Origin of the sequence: Streptomyces noursei, from assembly GCF_016917755.1 — a bacterium.
GTDB lineage: Bacteria > Actinomycetota > Actinomycetes > Streptomycetales > Streptomycetaceae > Streptomyces > Streptomyces yunnanensis.
Genome location: NZ_CP070326.1, coordinates 3,722,746 through 3,738,613, shown reverse-complemented (window position 1 = coordinate 3,738,613; position 15,868 = coordinate 3,722,746). Strand labels below are relative to the sequence as shown.

At 72.6% G+C, this 15,868-nt stretch carries 13 protein-coding genes; 11 read left to right on the top strand and 2 right to left on the bottom strand.

The genetic code is table 11. The features are described 5' to 3' along the window. Positions 1-156: 156 nt before the first annotated feature. From JNO44_RS16540 to obgE, 4 genes are all read left to right on the top strand, one after another. On the top strand, positions 157-3,915 hold the full coding sequence (locus JNO44_RS16540) for an Rne/Rng family ribonuclease (protein ID WP_205364942.1): 3,759 nt from the start codon (positions 157-159) through the stop codon (positions 3,913-3,915). A gap of 335 nt (positions 3,916-4,250) precedes the next feature. Beyond that, a complete protein-coding gene (rplU, locus tag JNO44_RS16535) occupies positions 4,251-4,571 on the top strand; it encodes a 50S ribosomal protein L21 (protein ID WP_039636442.1) in 321 nt (106 codons plus the stop codon). A gap of 14 nt (positions 4,572-4,585) precedes the next feature. Continuing rightward, positions 4,586-4,843: a 50S ribosomal protein L27 gene (rpmA, locus tag JNO44_RS16530; protein ID WP_039636444.1), complete on the top strand. Its 258-nt coding sequence runs from the start codon at positions 4,586-4,588 to the stop codon at positions 4,841-4,843. Between the two features lie 181 nt (positions 4,844-5,024). Next, the gene (obgE, locus tag JNO44_RS16525) at positions 5,025-6,461 is read left to right on the top strand and encodes a GTPase ObgE (protein ID WP_205364941.1); all 1,437 of its coding nucleotides are present in this window, start codon (positions 5,025-5,027) and stop codon (positions 6,459-6,461) included. 123 nt (positions 6,462-6,584) lie between these two features. On the opposite strand, the gene JNO44_RS16520 is transcribed toward obgE, so the two are convergent. Beyond that, positions 6,585-8,672 (bottom strand): hypothetical protein, encoded by a 2,088-nt coding sequence (locus tag JNO44_RS16520; protein ID WP_205364940.1) that lies wholly within the window; start codon positions 8,670-8,672, stop codon positions 6,585-6,587. 386 nt (positions 8,673-9,058) lie between these two features. Between JNO44_RS16520 and proB the strand changes: the two genes are divergently transcribed. From proB to JNO44_RS16495, 5 genes are all read left to right on the top strand, one after another. Continuing rightward, positions 9,059-10,183, top strand: coding sequence for a glutamate 5-kinase (proB, locus tag JNO44_RS16515; RefSeq protein WP_443032938.1), 1,125 nt, complete (start codon positions 9,059-9,061; stop codon positions 10,181-10,183). 234 nt (positions 10,184-10,417) lie between these two features. After that, positions 10,418-10,906 (top strand): hypothetical protein, encoded by a 489-nt coding sequence (locus tag JNO44_RS16510; RefSeq protein WP_039636449.1) that lies wholly within the window; start codon positions 10,418-10,420, stop codon positions 10,904-10,906. 138 nt (positions 10,907-11,044) lie between these two features. Further along, complete coding sequence (locus JNO44_RS16505; RefSeq protein WP_039636451.1) at positions 11,045-12,313, top strand: glutamate-5-semialdehyde dehydrogenase; 1,269 nt, start codon at positions 11,045-11,047, stop codon at positions 12,311-12,313. A gap of 86 nt (positions 12,314-12,399) precedes the next feature. Further along, entirely contained in the window at positions 12,400-13,038 is a 639-nt protein-coding gene (locus JNO44_RS16500; protein ID WP_205364939.1) for an SCO2584 family spore wall biosynthesis protein, read from the top strand. A gap of 59 nt (positions 13,039-13,097) precedes the next feature. Beyond that, the gene (locus JNO44_RS16495; protein ID WP_205364938.1) at positions 13,098-14,222 is read left to right on the top strand and encodes an SCO2583 family membrane protein; all 1,125 of its coding nucleotides are present in this window, start codon (positions 13,098-13,100) and stop codon (positions 14,220-14,222) included. On the opposite strand, the gene JNO44_RS16490 is transcribed toward JNO44_RS16495, so the two are convergent. Then, entirely contained in the window at positions 14,185-15,279 is a 1,095-nt protein-coding gene (locus JNO44_RS16490) for a M48 family metallopeptidase (protein ID WP_205364936.1), read from the bottom strand. The two genes, JNO44_RS16495 and JNO44_RS16490, sit on opposite strands and share 38 nt — an antisense overlap. A 130-nt stretch (positions 15,280-15,409) precedes the next feature. On the opposite strand from JNO44_RS16490, the gene JNO44_RS16485 reads away from it, so the two are divergent. Both JNO44_RS16485 and JNO44_RS16480 read left to right on the top strand, forming a co-directional pair. After that, on the top strand, positions 15,410-15,559 hold the full coding sequence (locus tag JNO44_RS16485; RefSeq protein WP_167390701.1) for a hypothetical protein: 150 nt from the start codon (positions 15,410-15,412) through the stop codon (positions 15,557-15,559). Between the two features lie 131 nt (positions 15,560-15,690). Beyond that, positions 15,691-15,852, top strand: a complete 162-nt coding sequence (locus JNO44_RS16480; RefSeq protein WP_039636459.1) for a hypothetical protein — start codon at positions 15,691-15,693, stop codon at positions 15,850-15,852. Positions 15,853-15,868 lie beyond the last annotated feature (16 nt).

Here is a 15,868-nt window from a genome sequence, read left to right as displayed (position 1 = left end):
CCAGGAGACTTTCGCCGGCCCGGTCCACGGGCCCGGCGAGCGAGACGACAGCTCCCGTGCGGCGCCCGCGCCCCGGACAGCGGAACCGCGCCCAGCGCGCGGACCGCGGCCGGAATCAGGCGCGGCGCCCGGGAGCGTGACGGGAGAACCGCCCGCATGCTCGAATCTATTGAGCCCACTGAATCCACGCGGTCCGCGGACCGTGAGGGTGACAACAACAATTCGCCCAGCGACACCCTGCCGCCGCGCCGCCGGCGCCGCGCGGCCTCCCGGCCGGCCGGCCCGCCGGCCGCAGCCGCCGCCGAGAAGGCCGCGGTCGTGACCGACGCCCCGCCGGCGTCGAGCGGGACCCCCGCCGGAGCGACCGACACCGCACCCGCCGCTGCGCAGCCCGCCGCCGAAGAGGAGCGGCCGGCCCGCCCGCGTCGCCGGGCGACCCGCAAGGCGACCTCGCCGGCCGGGCCCGCACCCGAATCCGTCGAGGTGCCCGCCGCTGCCGTCGAGGAGGCTCCGGCCGCCGCTGTCGAGGAGGAGGCGCGTCCGGCGCGTACGCGTCGTCGTGCCACCCGTAAGGCGACGGCACCCACCCCGGAGCCGGTCGTCGAGGAGAGCCCCGCCGTCGAGGCGCCCGCCGCTGCCGTCGAGGCTCCCGCGGCCGCTGTCGAGGAGGAGGCGCGTCCGGCGCGTACGCGTCGTCGTGCCACTCGTAAGGCGACCGCGCCGGCCGCCACCCCGGAGCCGGTCGTCGAGGCGCCGGCCGCCGAGGTGCCCGCCGAGGAAGAGGAAGCGGAAGAGGCTCCGGCCGCCGCTGTCGAGGAGGAGGCGCGTCCGGCGCGTACGCGTCGTCGTGCCACCCGTAAGGCGACCGCGCCGGCCGCCACCCCGGAGCCGGTGGCCGAGGCGCCCGTCGCCGAGGAGGCCGCCGAGGCCCCGCGTCGCCGGTCGCGTCGCCGTGCCGAGCGGCCCGCGGAGGCTTCCGTCGCAGGCGCCGGCTCCACCGGAGCGGCTGACGCCGCGCGCGCTGCTGCACCCGCGGCCCGTACCGAGGAGGAGCCCTCGACCGAGGCGCCGGCGCGCGGTCGCCGCCGGGCGCAGCGGCCGCCGACGGCCGTCTTCCAGGCCCCGGTCTTCGCCGAGCCGATGTTCCAGACCCCCGAGAGCGCCGCCGCCGAGCACGCCGCCGCCCGCCAGGAGGCGGAGTCGACCGTGGAGACGCCCGAGGAGGCGCCGGCGGGTGCCTCGCGTCGCCGTCGCCGTCGTCGCGGCGAGCCCGCCGAGGCCGAGCCGATGGCCGCCGCGCCGGCCGAGGAGCCGTCCGGTGCGAGCGCCGGCCCCGCCGTGGCGCCCGCTGCCGAGGAGGCCGCCGAGGTCGAGGAGGCCGAGGAAGCCGAGGAGGTCGAGGAGGAGCACGCCGAGGCCGAGGAGGGCGAGCGCCCCTCGCGTCGTCGCCGTCGCGGTGGCCGTCGTCGTCGCCGCGGTGACCTGGCCGAGGGCGCGGAGGAGCAGCCCGCCGAGGGCGGCGCTGCCGAGGAGCCGGGCGCCGAGGAGGCCGAGGAGGTCGCCGAGGGCGAGGAGCTGACCGCCGAGGAGCAGTCCGAGGGCGCTGCCAGCACCAGCAGCAGCCGTCGTCGTCGGCGTCGCCGCCGGCGCAGCGGCGAGCCCGCCGAGGGCGAGACCACGCACACCGACGACCCGGAGCGCACCGTCGTCAAGGTCCGCGAGCCCCGCAAGAAGGACGAGGGCACCGGCGCCGACGAGGTCCAGTCCATCAAGGGCTCGACGCGCCTGGAGGCCAAGAAGCAGCGCCGTCGCGAGGGGCGTGAGCAGGGCCGCCGCCGGGTGCCGATCATCACCGAGGCGGAGTTCCTGGCGCGCCGGGAGGCCGTCGAGCGGGTGATGGTGGTCCGCCAGAGCGGCGAGCGCACCCAGATCGGCGTTCTTGAGGACAACGTGCTCGTGGAGCACTTCGTCAACAAGGAGCAGGCCACCTCGTACGTCGGCAACGTCTACCTGGGCAAGGTCCAGAACGTCCTGCCGTCGATGGAGGCCGCCTTCGTCGACATCGGCAAGGGCCGCAACGCCGTGCTGTACGCCGGCGAGGTCAACTTCGAGGCGCTGGGCATGGCCAACGGCCCGCGCCGCATCGAGACCGCGCTGAAGTCCGGCCAGTCCGTCCTGGTGCAGGTCACCAAGGACCCGATCGGTCACAAGGGTGCCCGGCTGACCAGCCAGGTCTCGCTGCCCGGCCGCTACCTGGTCTACGTGCCCGAGGGCTCGATGACCGGTATCAGCCGCAAGCTCCCGGACACCGAGCGGGCCCGGCTGAAGCAGATCCTCAAGAAGATCGTCCCCGAGGACGCGGGCGTCATCGTGCGCACCGCAGCGGAGGGCGCGAGCGAGGACGAGCTGCGCCGGGACGTCGAGCGGCTGCAGGCTCAGTGGGAAGAGATCCAGAAGAAGGCGAAGGCGGCCTCCACCGGCTCGCCGAGCCTGCTCTACGGCGAGCCGGACATGACCGTCCGGGTCGTCCGCGACATCTTCAACGAGGACTTCTCCAAGGTCATCGTCAGCGGTGACGACGCCTGGCAGACCATCCACGGCTATGTCTCGCACGTGGCGCCGGACCTCGTGGACCGGCTCCAGCGGTGGACCTCCGAGGTCGACGTCTTCGCGACGTACCGGATCGACGAGCAGCTGATGAAGGCGCTGGACCGCAAGGTCTGGCTGCCCAGCGGCGGTTCGCTGGTGATCGACAAGACCGAAGCCATGGTCGTGATCGACGTCAACACCGGGAAGTTCACCGGTCAGGGCGGCAACCTCGAGGAGACCGTCACCCGGAACAACCTGGAGGCGGCCGAGGAGATCGTGCGCCAGCTGCGGCTGCGCGACCTGGGCGGCATCGTCGTCATCGACTTCATCGACATGGTTCTGGAGTCCAACCGGGATCTGGTGCTGCGGCGCCTGCTGGAGTGCCTGGGCCGGGACCGCACCAAGCACCAGGTGGCCGAGGTCACCTCGCTGGGCCTGGTCCAGATGACCCGTAAGCGGGTCGGCCAGGGCCTGCTGGAGTCCTTCTCCGAGCAGTGCGTGCACTGCAACGGCCGCGGCGTGATCGTCCACGTCGACCAGCCGTCGGCCGGTGGCAAGCGCAAGAAGAAGGGCAAGGCCGGGGCGAACGGTGCCCAGCCGGAGCAGCCCGTCGAGGTCGCCGCGGAGGCCGCCCCGGCGGAGGAGGCGATGCCGGAGCTGGAGCCGGTCGCGGTGACCGAGGCGCAGCTGCAGCCGTCGGTGGACGGCACCGACGAGTGGTTCGGCAGCCCCGCGGAGGCCGAGGCCGCCGCCACCGGGCGGGGCCGTGGCCGCCGCCGGGTGAGCCGGAAGGTGTCGGCGCCGGCGGGTGCGCCCAAGGCCGCTGAGGAGGCCGCCGCGATCGTGCTGCCGGCCGCCGAGCCGGAGCCCGCTCCGGAGCCGGTCGCCGAGGCGCCGGCGGCGGAGCCCGCTCCCGCCGCGGAGCCCGCGCCGTCCCGTCCGCGTCGCCGGGCCACCCGGCGGGCGTCCGCGCCGGCCGGTTCGCCGGAGGCCGTGGTGGGTGAGGCCGCGGGGACGATCGTGATCAGCGCCCCGGTCGCCGAGCCGACGCCCGAGGCGGTGGCCGAGGCGCCCGAGCAGCCCGTCGAGGCTGCCGAGGGCGCTGAGGCCGCCGAGCCGGCGCCCGCGGCGAAGAAGACCGTGAAGAAGGCGGCGGCGAAGAAGACCACGGCCAAGAAGGCCGCGGCGAAGAAGACCACCACGAAGAAGACGGCGGCGAAGAAGACCACCGCCAAGAAGGCCGCGGCGAAGAAGACCACCACGAAGAAGACGACGACGAAGAAGGCGGCGGCCAAGAAGACCGCAGCCTCGGAGGGCGCGGCGTAACCCGCTCCAGTGAATGGGGCCTCCCCTGCTCGAACGGAGTTGAGAGCTTGGGGAACGGTGCTTGCACCGGGGGCTTCCGCGGAGAACTGAGCAGTGCCCGGCTCCGGACCGTCGCGAGGCGGTCCGGGGCCGGTTTGACCCTCTGGTCGAGGCCCCGTAACCTTGACCGTCGGTGTCTGTGTGACACCACCCCTTCTGAGCACACACCTCTCGGCCCTGCCGAGGGAGGCCGCTCGTCCCACCCGCCATCCACGGGTCGGATTCCACGGGACGTCCCTGAGCCCGTGAGAGCAGCTGGCATCAGAGGATCGAAACCTAGCGAGAGAGAGTTCCGCGTGTACGCGATCGTGCGCACCGGCGGACGCCAGCAGAAGGTTGCTGTTGGCGACGTCATCGAAGTTGACCGCATGTCCACCAGCAAGGTCGGCGACACCGTCGAGCTCTCCACGCTGCTGGTCGTCGATGGTGACGCGGTCACCAGCGACCCGTGGGTCCTGGCTGGCGTGAAGGTCCAGGCCGAGGTCGTCGACCACCACAAGGGCGACAAGATCCGGATCCAGAAGTACAAGAACAAGACCGGTTACAAGAAGCGGATCGGCCACCGCCAGCTCCACACGGCGCTGAAGATCACCGGCATCGACGCTCCGGCGAAGTAAGGGACTGAGGAGACATGGCACACAAGAAGGGCGCATCGTCCACTCGGAACGGTCGCGATTCCAATGCTCAGCGGCTCGGCGTGAAGCGCTTCGGCGGTCAGGCCGTCCTCGCCGGTGAGATCCTGGTCCGCCAGCGTGGCACCCACTTCCACCCGGGCACGGGCGTCGGCCGCGGTGGCGACGACACCCTGTTCGCCCTGCAGCCCGGTGCGGTGCAGTTCGGCACCTTCCGCGGCCGCAAGGTCGTGAACATCGTCCCGATCGCCGAGTAATTCGGCCGGAGACGACACACGTCGACAGCACGTCAGGGGCGGACCGCCTCTTCCCGCGTCACGCGGGAAGAGGGGTCCGCCCTTGCGCGTTATGAACAAGAACGAGACACATCCGCCGTGTGCACGGCATCACCGGCACGGCAACGCACGACAACCCCGCTGATCTGGAGGCACCCCCACCATGACCACCTTCGTGGACCGCGTCGAGCTGCACGTCGCCGCGGGTAACGGAGGCCACGGCTGCGCCTCCGTACACCGGGAGAAGTTCAAGCCGCTCGGCGGCCCCGACGGCGGCAACGGCGGCCGCGGCGGCGATGTGATCCTGGTCGTCGACCAGGACGTCACCACGCTCCTCGACTACCACCACCACCCGCACCGCAAGGCCACCAACGGCCAGCCGGGCGCCGGCGACAACCGCGAGGGCAAGAACGGCACGGACCTGATCCTGCCGGTGCCCGACGGCACGGTCGTTCTGGACGGGAACGGCGAGGTGCTGGCCGACATGGTGGGCCAGGGCACGCGGTTCGTGGCCGGCCAGGGCGGCCGGGGCGGCTTGGGCAATGCCGCGCTGTCCTCGGCCCGCCGCAAGGCCCCCGGCTTCGCGCTGCTCGGTGAGCCCGGCGAGGGCCGGGACATCGTGCTGGAGCTGAAGACCGTCGCGGACGTCGCGCTGGTCGGCTACCCGAGCGCCGGCAAGTCCTCGCTGATCTCGGTCCTCTCGGCGGCCAAGCCGAAGATCGCCGACTACCCCTTCACGACGCTGGTGCCCAACCTCGGCGTGGTGACCGCCGGTGCGACGGTCTACACCATCGCCGACGTCCCCGGCCTGATCCCCGGCGCCAGCCAGGGCAAGGGCCTGGGCCTGGAGTTCCTGCGGCACGTCGAGCGCTGCGAGGTGCTGGTCCACGTCCTGGACACCGCCACGCTGGAGTCGGACCGCGACCCGGTCTCCGACCTCGACGCCATCGAGGAGGAGCTGGGCCAGTACGGCGGCCTCGGCGACCGGCCGCGGGTGGTCGTCCTGAACAAGATCGACATCCCGGACGGCAAGGACCTCGCCGACATGATCCGCCCGGACCTGGAGGCGCGCGGCTACCGCGTCTTCGAGGTCTCCGCGGTCGCCCGCCAGGGCCTCAAGGAGCTGTCCTACGCCCTGGCGGAGATCGTTGCCACCGCGCGCGCCGCCAAGCCGGTCCAGGAGGCCACCCGGATCGTGATCCGCCCCAAGGCGGTCGACGACGCGGGCTTCACGGTCACGCAGGAGGGCGACGGCTTCTTCCGCGTCCGCGGCGAGAAGCCCGAACGCTGGGTCCGCCAGACCGACTTCAACAACGACGAGGCCGTCGGCTACCTTGCCGACCGGCTCAACCGCCTCGGCGTGGAGGGCGCGCTCCTCAAGGCGGGCGCCCGCGCCATGGACGGCGTGGCGATCGGCCCCGAGGACAACGCCGTGGTCTTCGACTGGGAGCCGTCGGTGTCGGCCGGCGCCGAGATGCTCGGCCGCCGTGGCGAGGACCACCGGTTCGAGGCCCCGCGCCCGGCCTCCCAGCGCCGCCGCGACCGCGACGCGGCGCGCGACGAGGCGCAGGGCGAGTACGACGGCTTCTCGCCGTTCTAGGCAGTGTCCGCAGGCGCGCTCCGACCCTCGGGCCGGAGCCGCACACCGCACGCAGGCCCCGGGAGGAGTTCTTCTCCCGGGGCCTGCGTGCGGTCGACGGGGCCGTGGACGGCCCGCTGCGGGCTAGACGGCGGCGGGGGAGTCCGAGGCGCCACCGGAGCCCGGCCGGGCCGTCCCGGCGGCGGTCGTGGCCTGCTGCGAGCGCTGGACGGGGATCCCGGACAGCCGGTTCTCCATCCGCCGGCGCCGCTCGTCGGCCCGGGCGCACAGCTCCACCGCGGCCTCGTTGAAGCGGACCGTCGAGGGCGGGTCGGACGGCCCGAGCAGGTGTTCCTTGAGCTCGGCGCGGGCCGCGGCCAGGACGTCCCGCTCCGGGTCGCGGACCGATTCCAGCAGCGCGGGCACCCCGGAGCCGTCGGGCGTGAGGATGGTGGCCGCCCGCACGGTCGGGAACTGCGCGCGGAAGTCGTCCTCGGCCAACCCGGAGGTGTTGGCGACGGCGTACGGCTTCTCGCTGGTCAGGTAGTCGGAGACCACGCTGGAGACGTCGCTGATCAGCAGGTCCGCCTGGTTGAAGCAGGCGAAGATGCTGGGGCGCACGGTGGTGATGACGCGGTGTTCCCACTCCGGGAAGGCGTCCCAGTACGCCTCCTCCCAAGCGGTGACCGCGGCCTCGACGGCGGCCGCGTGGCCCTCCTCGGGGGTGCCCTGCAGCCGCATCCGCTCCAGTTCGTCGGCGCTCTTGCGGAAGTCGGCGGTGGTCAGCCGGTCCAGCTCGGCGGTGCGGCGGGTCAGTTCGGCGGCGGCCTCCGGGCCGGGCAGCGCGCCGCCGCGCCGGGCGTTGGCCGCCGCGATCATGGCCTGGATGCGGATGTCGGCGGCGCCCGCCCGCGGGTCCACCGAGCCGGTCATCGGGTGCGGCTTGTAGAGCAGCCGGACCGAGGGGTCGGCGAGCAGCGCGCGGACGAGGTTCTCGCCGGCCAGGATCACCGAGGTGTTGCCCGGATTGCCGTCCCAGCCCTCCCAGGTGGGGGCGTAGAGCACGGTGGTGTACCGGCCGATCGGGGCGCCCTCGTAGGGCCGGATCGGCGTCAGTTGGGGGCGGCCGACCTCCACGACGTCCTTGTCCTCGATGCCGATGTCGGCGAGTTGATAGCGGTCCCGGGCCGCCTGGCCGGCCACCCACACCTCGTCGTACGCCTTGGCGTAGGGGTTGCAGGAGGAGAGTTTGTCGCTCTCGCCGTGGTTGATGAAGGCGTGCTTGATGGAGGGGATCCGCAGGATCTGCGAGGTCTTGCCGGAGTTCGCCGGGTGTAGCAGAGCCTTGAGGGTGGAGTGCTCCAGCCGCATGAGGTGGGCGACCTTGGGGATGCAGACGATCGGGATGTCGGTGGCCTCGATCTTCTGCACCATGAACCGCTCGCGGAGGATGATGATCGGCTTGCCGTCCAGCCCGGCCAGGGTGTCGAGCCACATGTTGGCCTGGTAGGCGGAGGTGACGCCGCCGGAGAAGTACATGCCGACCGTCGGCCGGTAGGCGGCCAGCCAGTTGTCCAGCCAGGCCAGGGCGCGCTGCTCGCCGACGACCTGTTTGCCGGGCAGCAGCCAGCTGCTCAAGTAGAGGGTGCCGCCGGCCGAGAGCAGCAGGGCGACGCCGATGCCGATGCCGCCCCAGAAGACGTTGCCGGTGACCGCGGTGATCATCATTCCGGTCGTGGTGGGCACCGAGAAGCGCAGCAGCCGCCGGCCCGTCTGGCGGTAGAGGAGCCGCGGCGGGGCGTCGGCGAGTCCCAGCGCGCTCGCGTCGATGTTGCGGGTGACGAACGGCAGGCTCCGGGAGCGGCGGACCAGGACCGCGACCGCCTGGCACACGAAGTGGGTGCCGTAGAAGGCGAGCAGGGTGATGGTGAGGGGGGCCTGCTCCTCCAGGGGGTTGATGCCGTCGATGTGCAGCAGGCCGACCAACATCAGTATGTCCCGCAGCAGCTGACGTACCGTCACGTCGAAGCGGATCCGGCCGAGCAGGGCGAGCAGGGCCGGCTGCTGGTGCTGGAGGACCAGGTCAAGCCCCAGGTTGACCACTGACGCTGCGATGAACAGCGGAATGACGGGCAGCAGTGCGCCGATCAGCTGGGCGGTGAACGCGACCATCATCGCGAAGAGCGCCGCGAGCTGGACGGCTCGTCTGGGGGCGATTCCGGCGGAAGGCACGGGAGGGGGCTCCTGGCAGCAGAAAGGTCATGGGGGGAGGCCGGGGACGGCGGCCGGTCCCGCGCTGCGACGCCGCCGAGGCGACGAAACGGGACCGATGGACACCCGACCGTATGACCTCGTTGGCCTTGGTGCCAATCTGATGTGGCTCTCTTCACCGCGAAACGGACCAATCGAACGCAACCTTCGAGCGTCGATATCCGTCTTAGTTTTTTCGGCCTCGACTTGGAATGCGCGGATCCCGGTGTCCGCGGGGCGTCCGCCAGGCGATATGGCGAGGCGTCGGCAGGGGGTGCTGCCGTAGATTGCCGCTGTACGGATTCCGTACGGCTAAATGCATCGGCTGGTACAGCCGAACACGGACGAGCACGGGCGAACACAGGGGTATGCAGGTGGCAGGGCAGAGGCAGGACGTGGAAGACGCCCGCCGGATCGTGGTGAAGGTCGGCTCGTCCTCGCTGACCACGGCCACCGGGGGACTGGACGCGGACCGGGTCGACGCCCTGGTGGACGTCCTCGCCAAGCACCAGGACAAGGAGATCGTGCTGGTCTCCTCCGGGGCCATCGCCGCCGGCCTCGCCCCTCTGGGGCTGGAGCGCCGACCTGGGGACCTCGCCCGCCAGCAGGCCGCCGCCAGCGTCGGCCAGGGCCTGCTGGTCGCCCGCTACACCGCCTCCTTCGCCCGCTACGGCCGCCGGGTCGGCCAGGTGCTGCTCACCTCCGACGACACCAGCCGCCGGGCCCACTACCGCAACGCCTGCCGCACCCTCGACCAACTGCTGGCCATGGGCGCGGTGCCGATCGTCAACGAGAACGACACCGTCGCCACCGACGAGATCCGCTTCGGCGACAATGACCGGCTGGCCGCCCTCGTCGCCCACCTCGTCCGCGCCGACCTGCTGGTCCTCCTCTCCGACGTGGACGGCCTCTACGACGGTGACCCGGCCACCCCCGGCACCTCGCGGATAGAGGTGGTCAGCGGGCCCGAGGACCTGACGGGCATCTCCATCGGGAGTGCCGGGAAGTCCGGCGTCGGGACCGGCGGCATGGTCACCAAGGTGGAGGCGGCCCGGATCGCGGCCGCGGCCGGCATCCCGGTCGTGCTCACCTCCGCCGTGCACGCCGCCGACGCGCTGGCCGGCGCCACCACCGGCACCCACTTCCTGCGCACCGGCCGCCGCTCCGCCGACCGGCTGCTGTGGCTCGCGCACGCCTCCACGCCGCAGGGCGCCCTGGTGCTGGACGACGGCGCGGTGCGGGCCGTCGTCGAACGGAACTCCTCGCTGCTGCCCGCCGGGATCTCCGCCGTCGAGGGCGAGTTCTCCGCCGGGGACCCGGTCGAGCTGCGGGACGCGGGCGGTCACGCGGTCGCCCGGGGGCTCGTCAACTTCGACGCCCGCGAAATCCCCCGATTGATTGGTCGTTCGACCCGGGATCTGGCCCGCGAGCTGGGACCGGCGTATGAGCGCGAGGTCGTGCACCGCGACGACCTGGTGCTGCTGCACCACTGACCTGGTTGTCGGGGACCGTCACGCGGGTCACCACGGGAGCGGCCTTCATCAGCCTTTCACCGGGGACCTTCGGCAAAACGGCCCCGCGAGCAGCCGCGGGCTGGTCAACTTTGTTGCGGGGGGCGCCGCGGGAGCGGCGCCCGCAGCGCGCGAGCGCTTCACGCCGAAGGACGACCGCACCATTCGGCTCCGCACCCCAGGGGGCGGAGCGATTCGCATCACAGGAGGCCGCCGGTGACACGAGGGCGCCCAGGGGCTCCGGCCCGAGGGACGGCGGAGCGCACACTGACCAGCGTCGGGAGCGCCGGCCGGCCGGCGGACGACCGGCGGGCGGAGCGGGACCGGACGGCACCGCGGGCGCGCGAGGGCGAGCGCAGGGAGGTGTCCCGGCTGTGGCACGTCACCCTCAGCGTCTCCGGTGCCGAGGCCCCGCTGAAGGAGGTCCGCCGGGCGCTCGAACAACTCGCCCACGACCACCCCTTCCTGCTGACCAGCCGCTACGCCAACGACCACGCCGAGATCCGCTACTGGGAGGAGGCCCGGGACCTGCACGACGCGGCGGCGGTCGCGCTCCGACTGTGGGGCGAGCACCGCTCGACGGCCAAACTGCCGCCCTGGGAGATCGTCGGCCTGGAGGTCATCGACCGGGAGACGTACCACCAGCGCGTCGCGGAGGGCTACGGGCCACCACCGGCCTCGCCGGTCGGGGTGCATCCCTACTAGGCCGTCCTCCCGGGCCGTGTCCGATGGGTCAGGACGCGGTACGCGGCAGCGTCCACAGGCCCGGCCGCCGGTGTGACCGGCGTCCCGCTCTGTGGAATCGGTCGTGGTCGCCGCCCGGCGCGGCGCTAGGCTGCGGCCATGACCAGCAGCGCATCCCAGTCCTCGCCCGTCCTCGACACCGCCCGCCGCGCCAAGGAGGCGGCCGCCGTCCTGGCCCCGCTGCCGCGCACGGCTCGCGACGGGGCGCTGCTCGCCATCGCCGACGCCCTGGTGGCACAGACCGACGCGCTGGTGGCGGCCAACGCCCAGGACATCGAGAAGGCCCGGGCCGCCGGCACCGCCGAGTCGATCGTGGACCGGCTCACCCTCACCCCCGAGCGGATCGCGGCCATCGCCGACGACGTCCGCAAGGTCGTCGCGCTGCCCGACCCGGTCGGCGAGGTGGTGCGCGGCTCGACCCTGCCCAACGGCCTCGACCTGCGCCAGGTCCGGGTCCCGCTCGGCGTGATCGGGATCATCTACGAGGCCCGGCCCAACGTCACCGTGGACGCCGCCGCCCTCTGCCTGAAGTCCGGCAACGCCGTCCTGCTGCGCGGCTCGTCCTCCGCGTACGCCTCCAACAGTGCCCTGGTGGAGGTCCTGCGCGGCGCCGTGGAGAGCGCCGGGCTGCCGGCCGACGCCGTCCAGTTGGTCCCCGGCGAGAGCCGTGACTCGGTGCGCGAGCTGATGCGCGCCCGCGGCCTGGTCGACGTGCTGATTCCGCGCGGCGGCGCCGCCCTGATCCGCACGGTCGTCGAGGAGTCCACGGTCCCGGTGATCGAGACCGGCACCGGCAACTGCCACGTGTACGTCGACGAGGCCGCCGACCTCGACATGGCGATCGACATCCTGGTCAACTCCAAGGCCCAGCGCCCCAGTGTGTGCAACGCCGCCGAGACGGTGCTGGTGCACGCCGGTATCGCCGAGAAGTTCCTGCCGCGCGCCCTGGAGGCGCTGACCCAGGCAGGCGTGGTGGTGCACGGCGACGCCGCCTGGCAGCAGGCCGGCCCCGGCCTGGTCGCCCCGGCGACCGACGAGGACTGGGCGACCGAGTACCTCTCGTACGACATCGCGGCCGCCGTGGTGCCCGACCTGGACGCGGCGGTGGCGCACATCCGGCGCTGGACCTCCGGCCACACCGAGGCCATCGTCACCGGCTCGCAGGCCGCCGCCCGCCGCTTCACCCAGTTGGTGGATTCCACGACGGTCGCGGTCAACGCCTCGACCCGCTTCACCGACGGCGGCCAGTTCGGTTTCGGCGCCGAGATCGGCATCTCCACCCAGAAGCTGCACGCCCGCGGCCCCATGGGCCTGCCGGAGCTGACGTCCACGAAGTACATCGTCACCGGCGACGGCCACACCCGCTGACACCCCTCGCGGAGGGCCCGGTTCCGCCCGGTATCCGGCCGCTCTTCTCCCTGCCCAAACGGGCCGGCCGGGGCTACCCTGGACGGGTGCCGGACGACGCGGGGGGCACGCCGTTCCCGGACGGCGAAGAGCCCGACGAGCACCACCACGGGAGCCACGGACGAGCGGACGAGGAGTTCGCTTCCGTGGTCTTCGACGAGGAATTCGTACGGGCCGCGACGGTCCACGAGCCCTCGGCGGTCGAGCGGATGTTGGCCGCCGCCGAGGCGCGTGCGGAAGCCGAGGCGGCCGCCCGACCGGGGGGCGGCTTCGGCCCGGACGACGACTACGACCACGACCACGGGGAGCTCGACGACCGCCCCGGTGACCGCGACGCCTACGGCCCGTACGGCCCGTACGGCCCCTACGGCGGCTCCCTGCGCCCGTACCGCGGCGCCGTCCGCTGGCACCGTCCCATCGCCTGGGTGCTGGCCGTGGTGATGGGTGTCGGGTTGGTGGCGCTGGCCTTCAGCGCCGTCTACCGGGGCGCCTCCGGCCGCAGCCAGAGCCCCGCGCCGCCGGCCAGCTCCAGCGGCGTCGACGCGCCGTCCCCCGGCGCGCCGGTCAGGGGCGGCCAGGACGACCTCGGCACCCCCCGTCCCGGGGTGCCGAACCCCGGCGTGCCCACGGCCGGCCCCGCCGAACGACTGCGTCCGTCGCTCTCCGCGGGCCCCGGGACGCACTGAGCCGAAGTTGCCGCGTCCTCCGGCGTTTACGTGGGCCCGCTCAGACCTACCCTTGTTGTATGACCGGGCCTGGTGACCCTCCTGAAGGGATGCCTGAGGGCGCCCCGGGAGGCGGTGACGACGAGTACCGATCCGTGGTCTTCGACGAGCGGTTCATCCGCGCGGCGCGGCTGCAGGAGTTCTCCGCCGACGAGCGGCTGGGCGAGCATCACGCCCCGGCGGTGAAGACCCGCCACGCGTGGTTGCGGCTGGGCGGATCCCGGCAGGCGGTCCTGCTGGTGCTGCTGATCGTGCTGGCCTTCGGCACCGCCGTCTACATGGGCGTACGCCACCCGTACAAGGCCCCCGAGCCGGCCCGGTCCCAGCCGCTGCGGTCCTCCGTGGTGCCGCTGGCGCCGCCCGGAACGGTGCCGGGCGCGGCCCCCGAGGACCTCTTCTCGCACAGCCCGGCGGCCGACTACCGGATCGGCGCGGCCGGCATCAACCTCCCCGCCGTCCAGCGCAGTGCGCACTTCTCCGACGGCCAGATCGTCACCGCGATGACCATCGCCAAGGACTACCTCGTGCGCTCGTCGGTGGATCCGGCCACCCTCACCGGCGGCGCCGTACGCCCCGTCAGGCTGCTGCTGGACACCGGCCAACTCGACCAGTTCGACCGGAGTCTGGCGCACCCGGACGGCAACGGCCAATACGCGGCGACCGGTTGGCTGGTCCGCTTCGACCCGAAGCGGGTCGAACTCGCCGACCGCGACGTCCGCGTCGACGGCACGCTGAGCGCGACGGAACTGAGCGCGGACACCCTCGACATCACCGCCGACTACACCTTCGTCTACGCCGTCCGGCCGGCGCCCGGCGCCCCGCGGGACGACGCCGGGCAGCAGACCGGCACACCGACGCCGGGCGCCGCCTCGCTCGTCACCGTCCGGCGCGAACTGCACTTCCAGATCGGCCGGGACGACCTCGCCGACCACCGCCTGACCGTCGCGCAGAGCAGCCTGCAGGCCGGCCCGCTGAACTGCTCCTCGGACCCGGCCGACGCGCTGCGCCCGCTGCTCGCCGGGCAGCACGCCGGCCCGGACCGACCCGCCGGCACCGACCCCTACGCCCGGAGCCGGACCAACGCCTCGCTCTGCGGCCAGCTTTCGGCTACTTCCCAGCCGACCCCGAGCCATCCGATCCCTTAGCGCCGTCGGATCCGCCGGCGCCGTTGGCGCGTGAGCCGAAGACCGTGTCGCGGAGCTTGCCGCCCAGGTCCCCGGCGCCGCCGGCGATGTCGCGCACCAGGCCCATCAGCGGGTCCTTGCTGGTCCGCACCGACTCGGCGTAGTGCGCCGCGGAGTCCCGGAACGAGTCGGAGACCGAGGCGTCCTTGTCCTCCTCGCGGCGCGGGTAGTGGCCGTCCATGATGCGCTGGTAGTCGCGGCTCTCGGCCCACTTCTTCAGCTCGGCGGCGCGGACCGTGGTGAACGGGTGGCTGCGCGGCAGGACGTTGAGGATCTTGAGCACGGAGTCGCGCAGATCGCCGCCGGACTCGTACTCCTCGGCCTGCTTGAGGAACGCGTCGACGTTCATCTCGTGCAGGTGGTTGCCGCCGGCCAGCTTCATCAGGCCGCGCATCGACGCCTGGAGGTCCTGCCCGACGAGCAGGCCGGCCCGGTCGGCCGACAGCTCCGACTTGCGGAACCACTCGCGCAGCGCCGTCACGATCGCCATGACCGCGACATTGCCGAGCGGGATCCAGGCGACCTTGGTCGCCAGGTTGGTCAGGAACAGCAGGATGGTGCGGTACACCGCGTGACCCGAGAGGGCGTGGCCCACCTCGTGGCCGATGACGGCCCGCATCTCCTCCTCGTCGAGCAGCTCGACCAGGCCGGTCGTCACCACGATGATCGGCTCGTCCAGGCCGATGCACATGGCGTTGGGCTGCGGGTCCTGATTGACGTACATCGGCGGGACCTTCTCCAGGTCCAGGATGTAGCAGGCGTCGCGGAGCATCGCGTGGAGATGCGCGAACTGCTGGTCACTGACGCGGACCGAGTCCGACAGGAAGAGCAGCCGCAGGCTGCGCTCCGGCAGCAGACCGCTGAGCGTCTTGAAGACGGTGTCGAACCCGCTCAGTTTGCGCAGCGCGACCAGCGCCGAGCGATCCGCCGGGTGCTCGTAGGACCGCGACGAGATACCGGGGAACCGCTTGCGGTTCCGGCCCGGTACCTGTGCGCCGCCGTCTGGGCTCTCCGTCATTGGGGCCTCCCCCTGTTCGACTGCGTGTGATTCAGACTAGAGGACGCCACTGACAGGCGAATGGATGCCCGGGCGTACGCTGGCGAGCGGACCAATGCCCGTCAGGCCCGTACAAAAGGGAGCCACCGCCATGCCGCACTCCAGCCTGCTGCTCGCCGTCGCCGAGACCTCCAAGGACAGCGGCCCCGGCTGGATTCTGCGCACCGTGATCATCGTCGGCGTGCTGGGCGCCGCGCTGCTCGCGTGGATCCTGCTGCGCGGCTACAGCAACGAGGACTGATCCCGACCGGGAGGGGACGGGACGCCGGCCGGGCCCCTTCGGGCGGAGTCGGCGTGAGCCCGCGGTGACGTGGCGCTTACGATGTGGCGGAAGATTCTGTCCGAACCCCGCCCGGATTGGTCCTGCCAACGATGAGTCTGCACTCTGCCGCACAGTCCCTGGTCTCCCTCGCCGAAGCCGGGCAGAAGGGCGGCCAGCACGAAAGCCTGAGCCCGTACCTCACCGGCGGCAGCGCCCTTTTCATCCTGCTTCTCCTGCTCTGGATCACCACGCGCTTCAACCGCGACCGCTGAGCCCGCGGACCCGGCC

Bases quoted from the DNA above. Each gene is read 5' to 3' on its own strand.
- JNO44_RS16505 (WP_039636451.1), top strand. From the start codon at position 11,045: ATGACCAGCAGCGCATCCCAGTCCTCGCCCGTCCTCGACACCGCCCGC.
- proB (WP_443032938.1), top strand. From the start codon at position 9,059: ATGCAGGTGGCAGGGCAGAGGCAGGACGTGGAAGACGCCCGCCGGATC.
- JNO44_RS16540 (WP_205364942.1), top strand. From the start codon at position 157: ATGCTCGAATCTATTGAGCCCACTGAATCCACGCGGTCCGCGGACCGT.
- JNO44_RS16495 (WP_205364938.1), top strand. From the start codon at position 13,098: ATGACCGGGCCTGGTGACCCTCCTGAAGGGATGCCTGAGGGCGCCCCG.
- obgE (WP_205364941.1), top strand. From the start codon at position 5,025: ATGACCACCTTCGTGGACCGCGTCGAGCTGCACGTCGCCGCGGGTAAC.
- JNO44_RS16480 (WP_039636459.1), top strand. From the start codon at position 15,691: ATGAGTCTGCACTCTGCCGCACAGTCCCTGGTCTCCCTCGCCGAAGCC.
- JNO44_RS16485 (WP_167390701.1), top strand. From the start codon at position 15,410: ATGCCGCACTCCAGCCTGCTGCTCGCCGTCGCCGAGACCTCCAAGGAC.
- JNO44_RS16490 (WP_205364936.1), bottom strand. From the start codon at position 15,279: ATGACGGAGAGCCCAGACGGCGGCGCACAGGTACCGGGCCGGAACCGC.
- rpmA (WP_039636444.1), top strand. From the start codon at position 4,586: ATGGCACACAAGAAGGGCGCATCGTCCACTCGGAACGGTCGCGATTCC.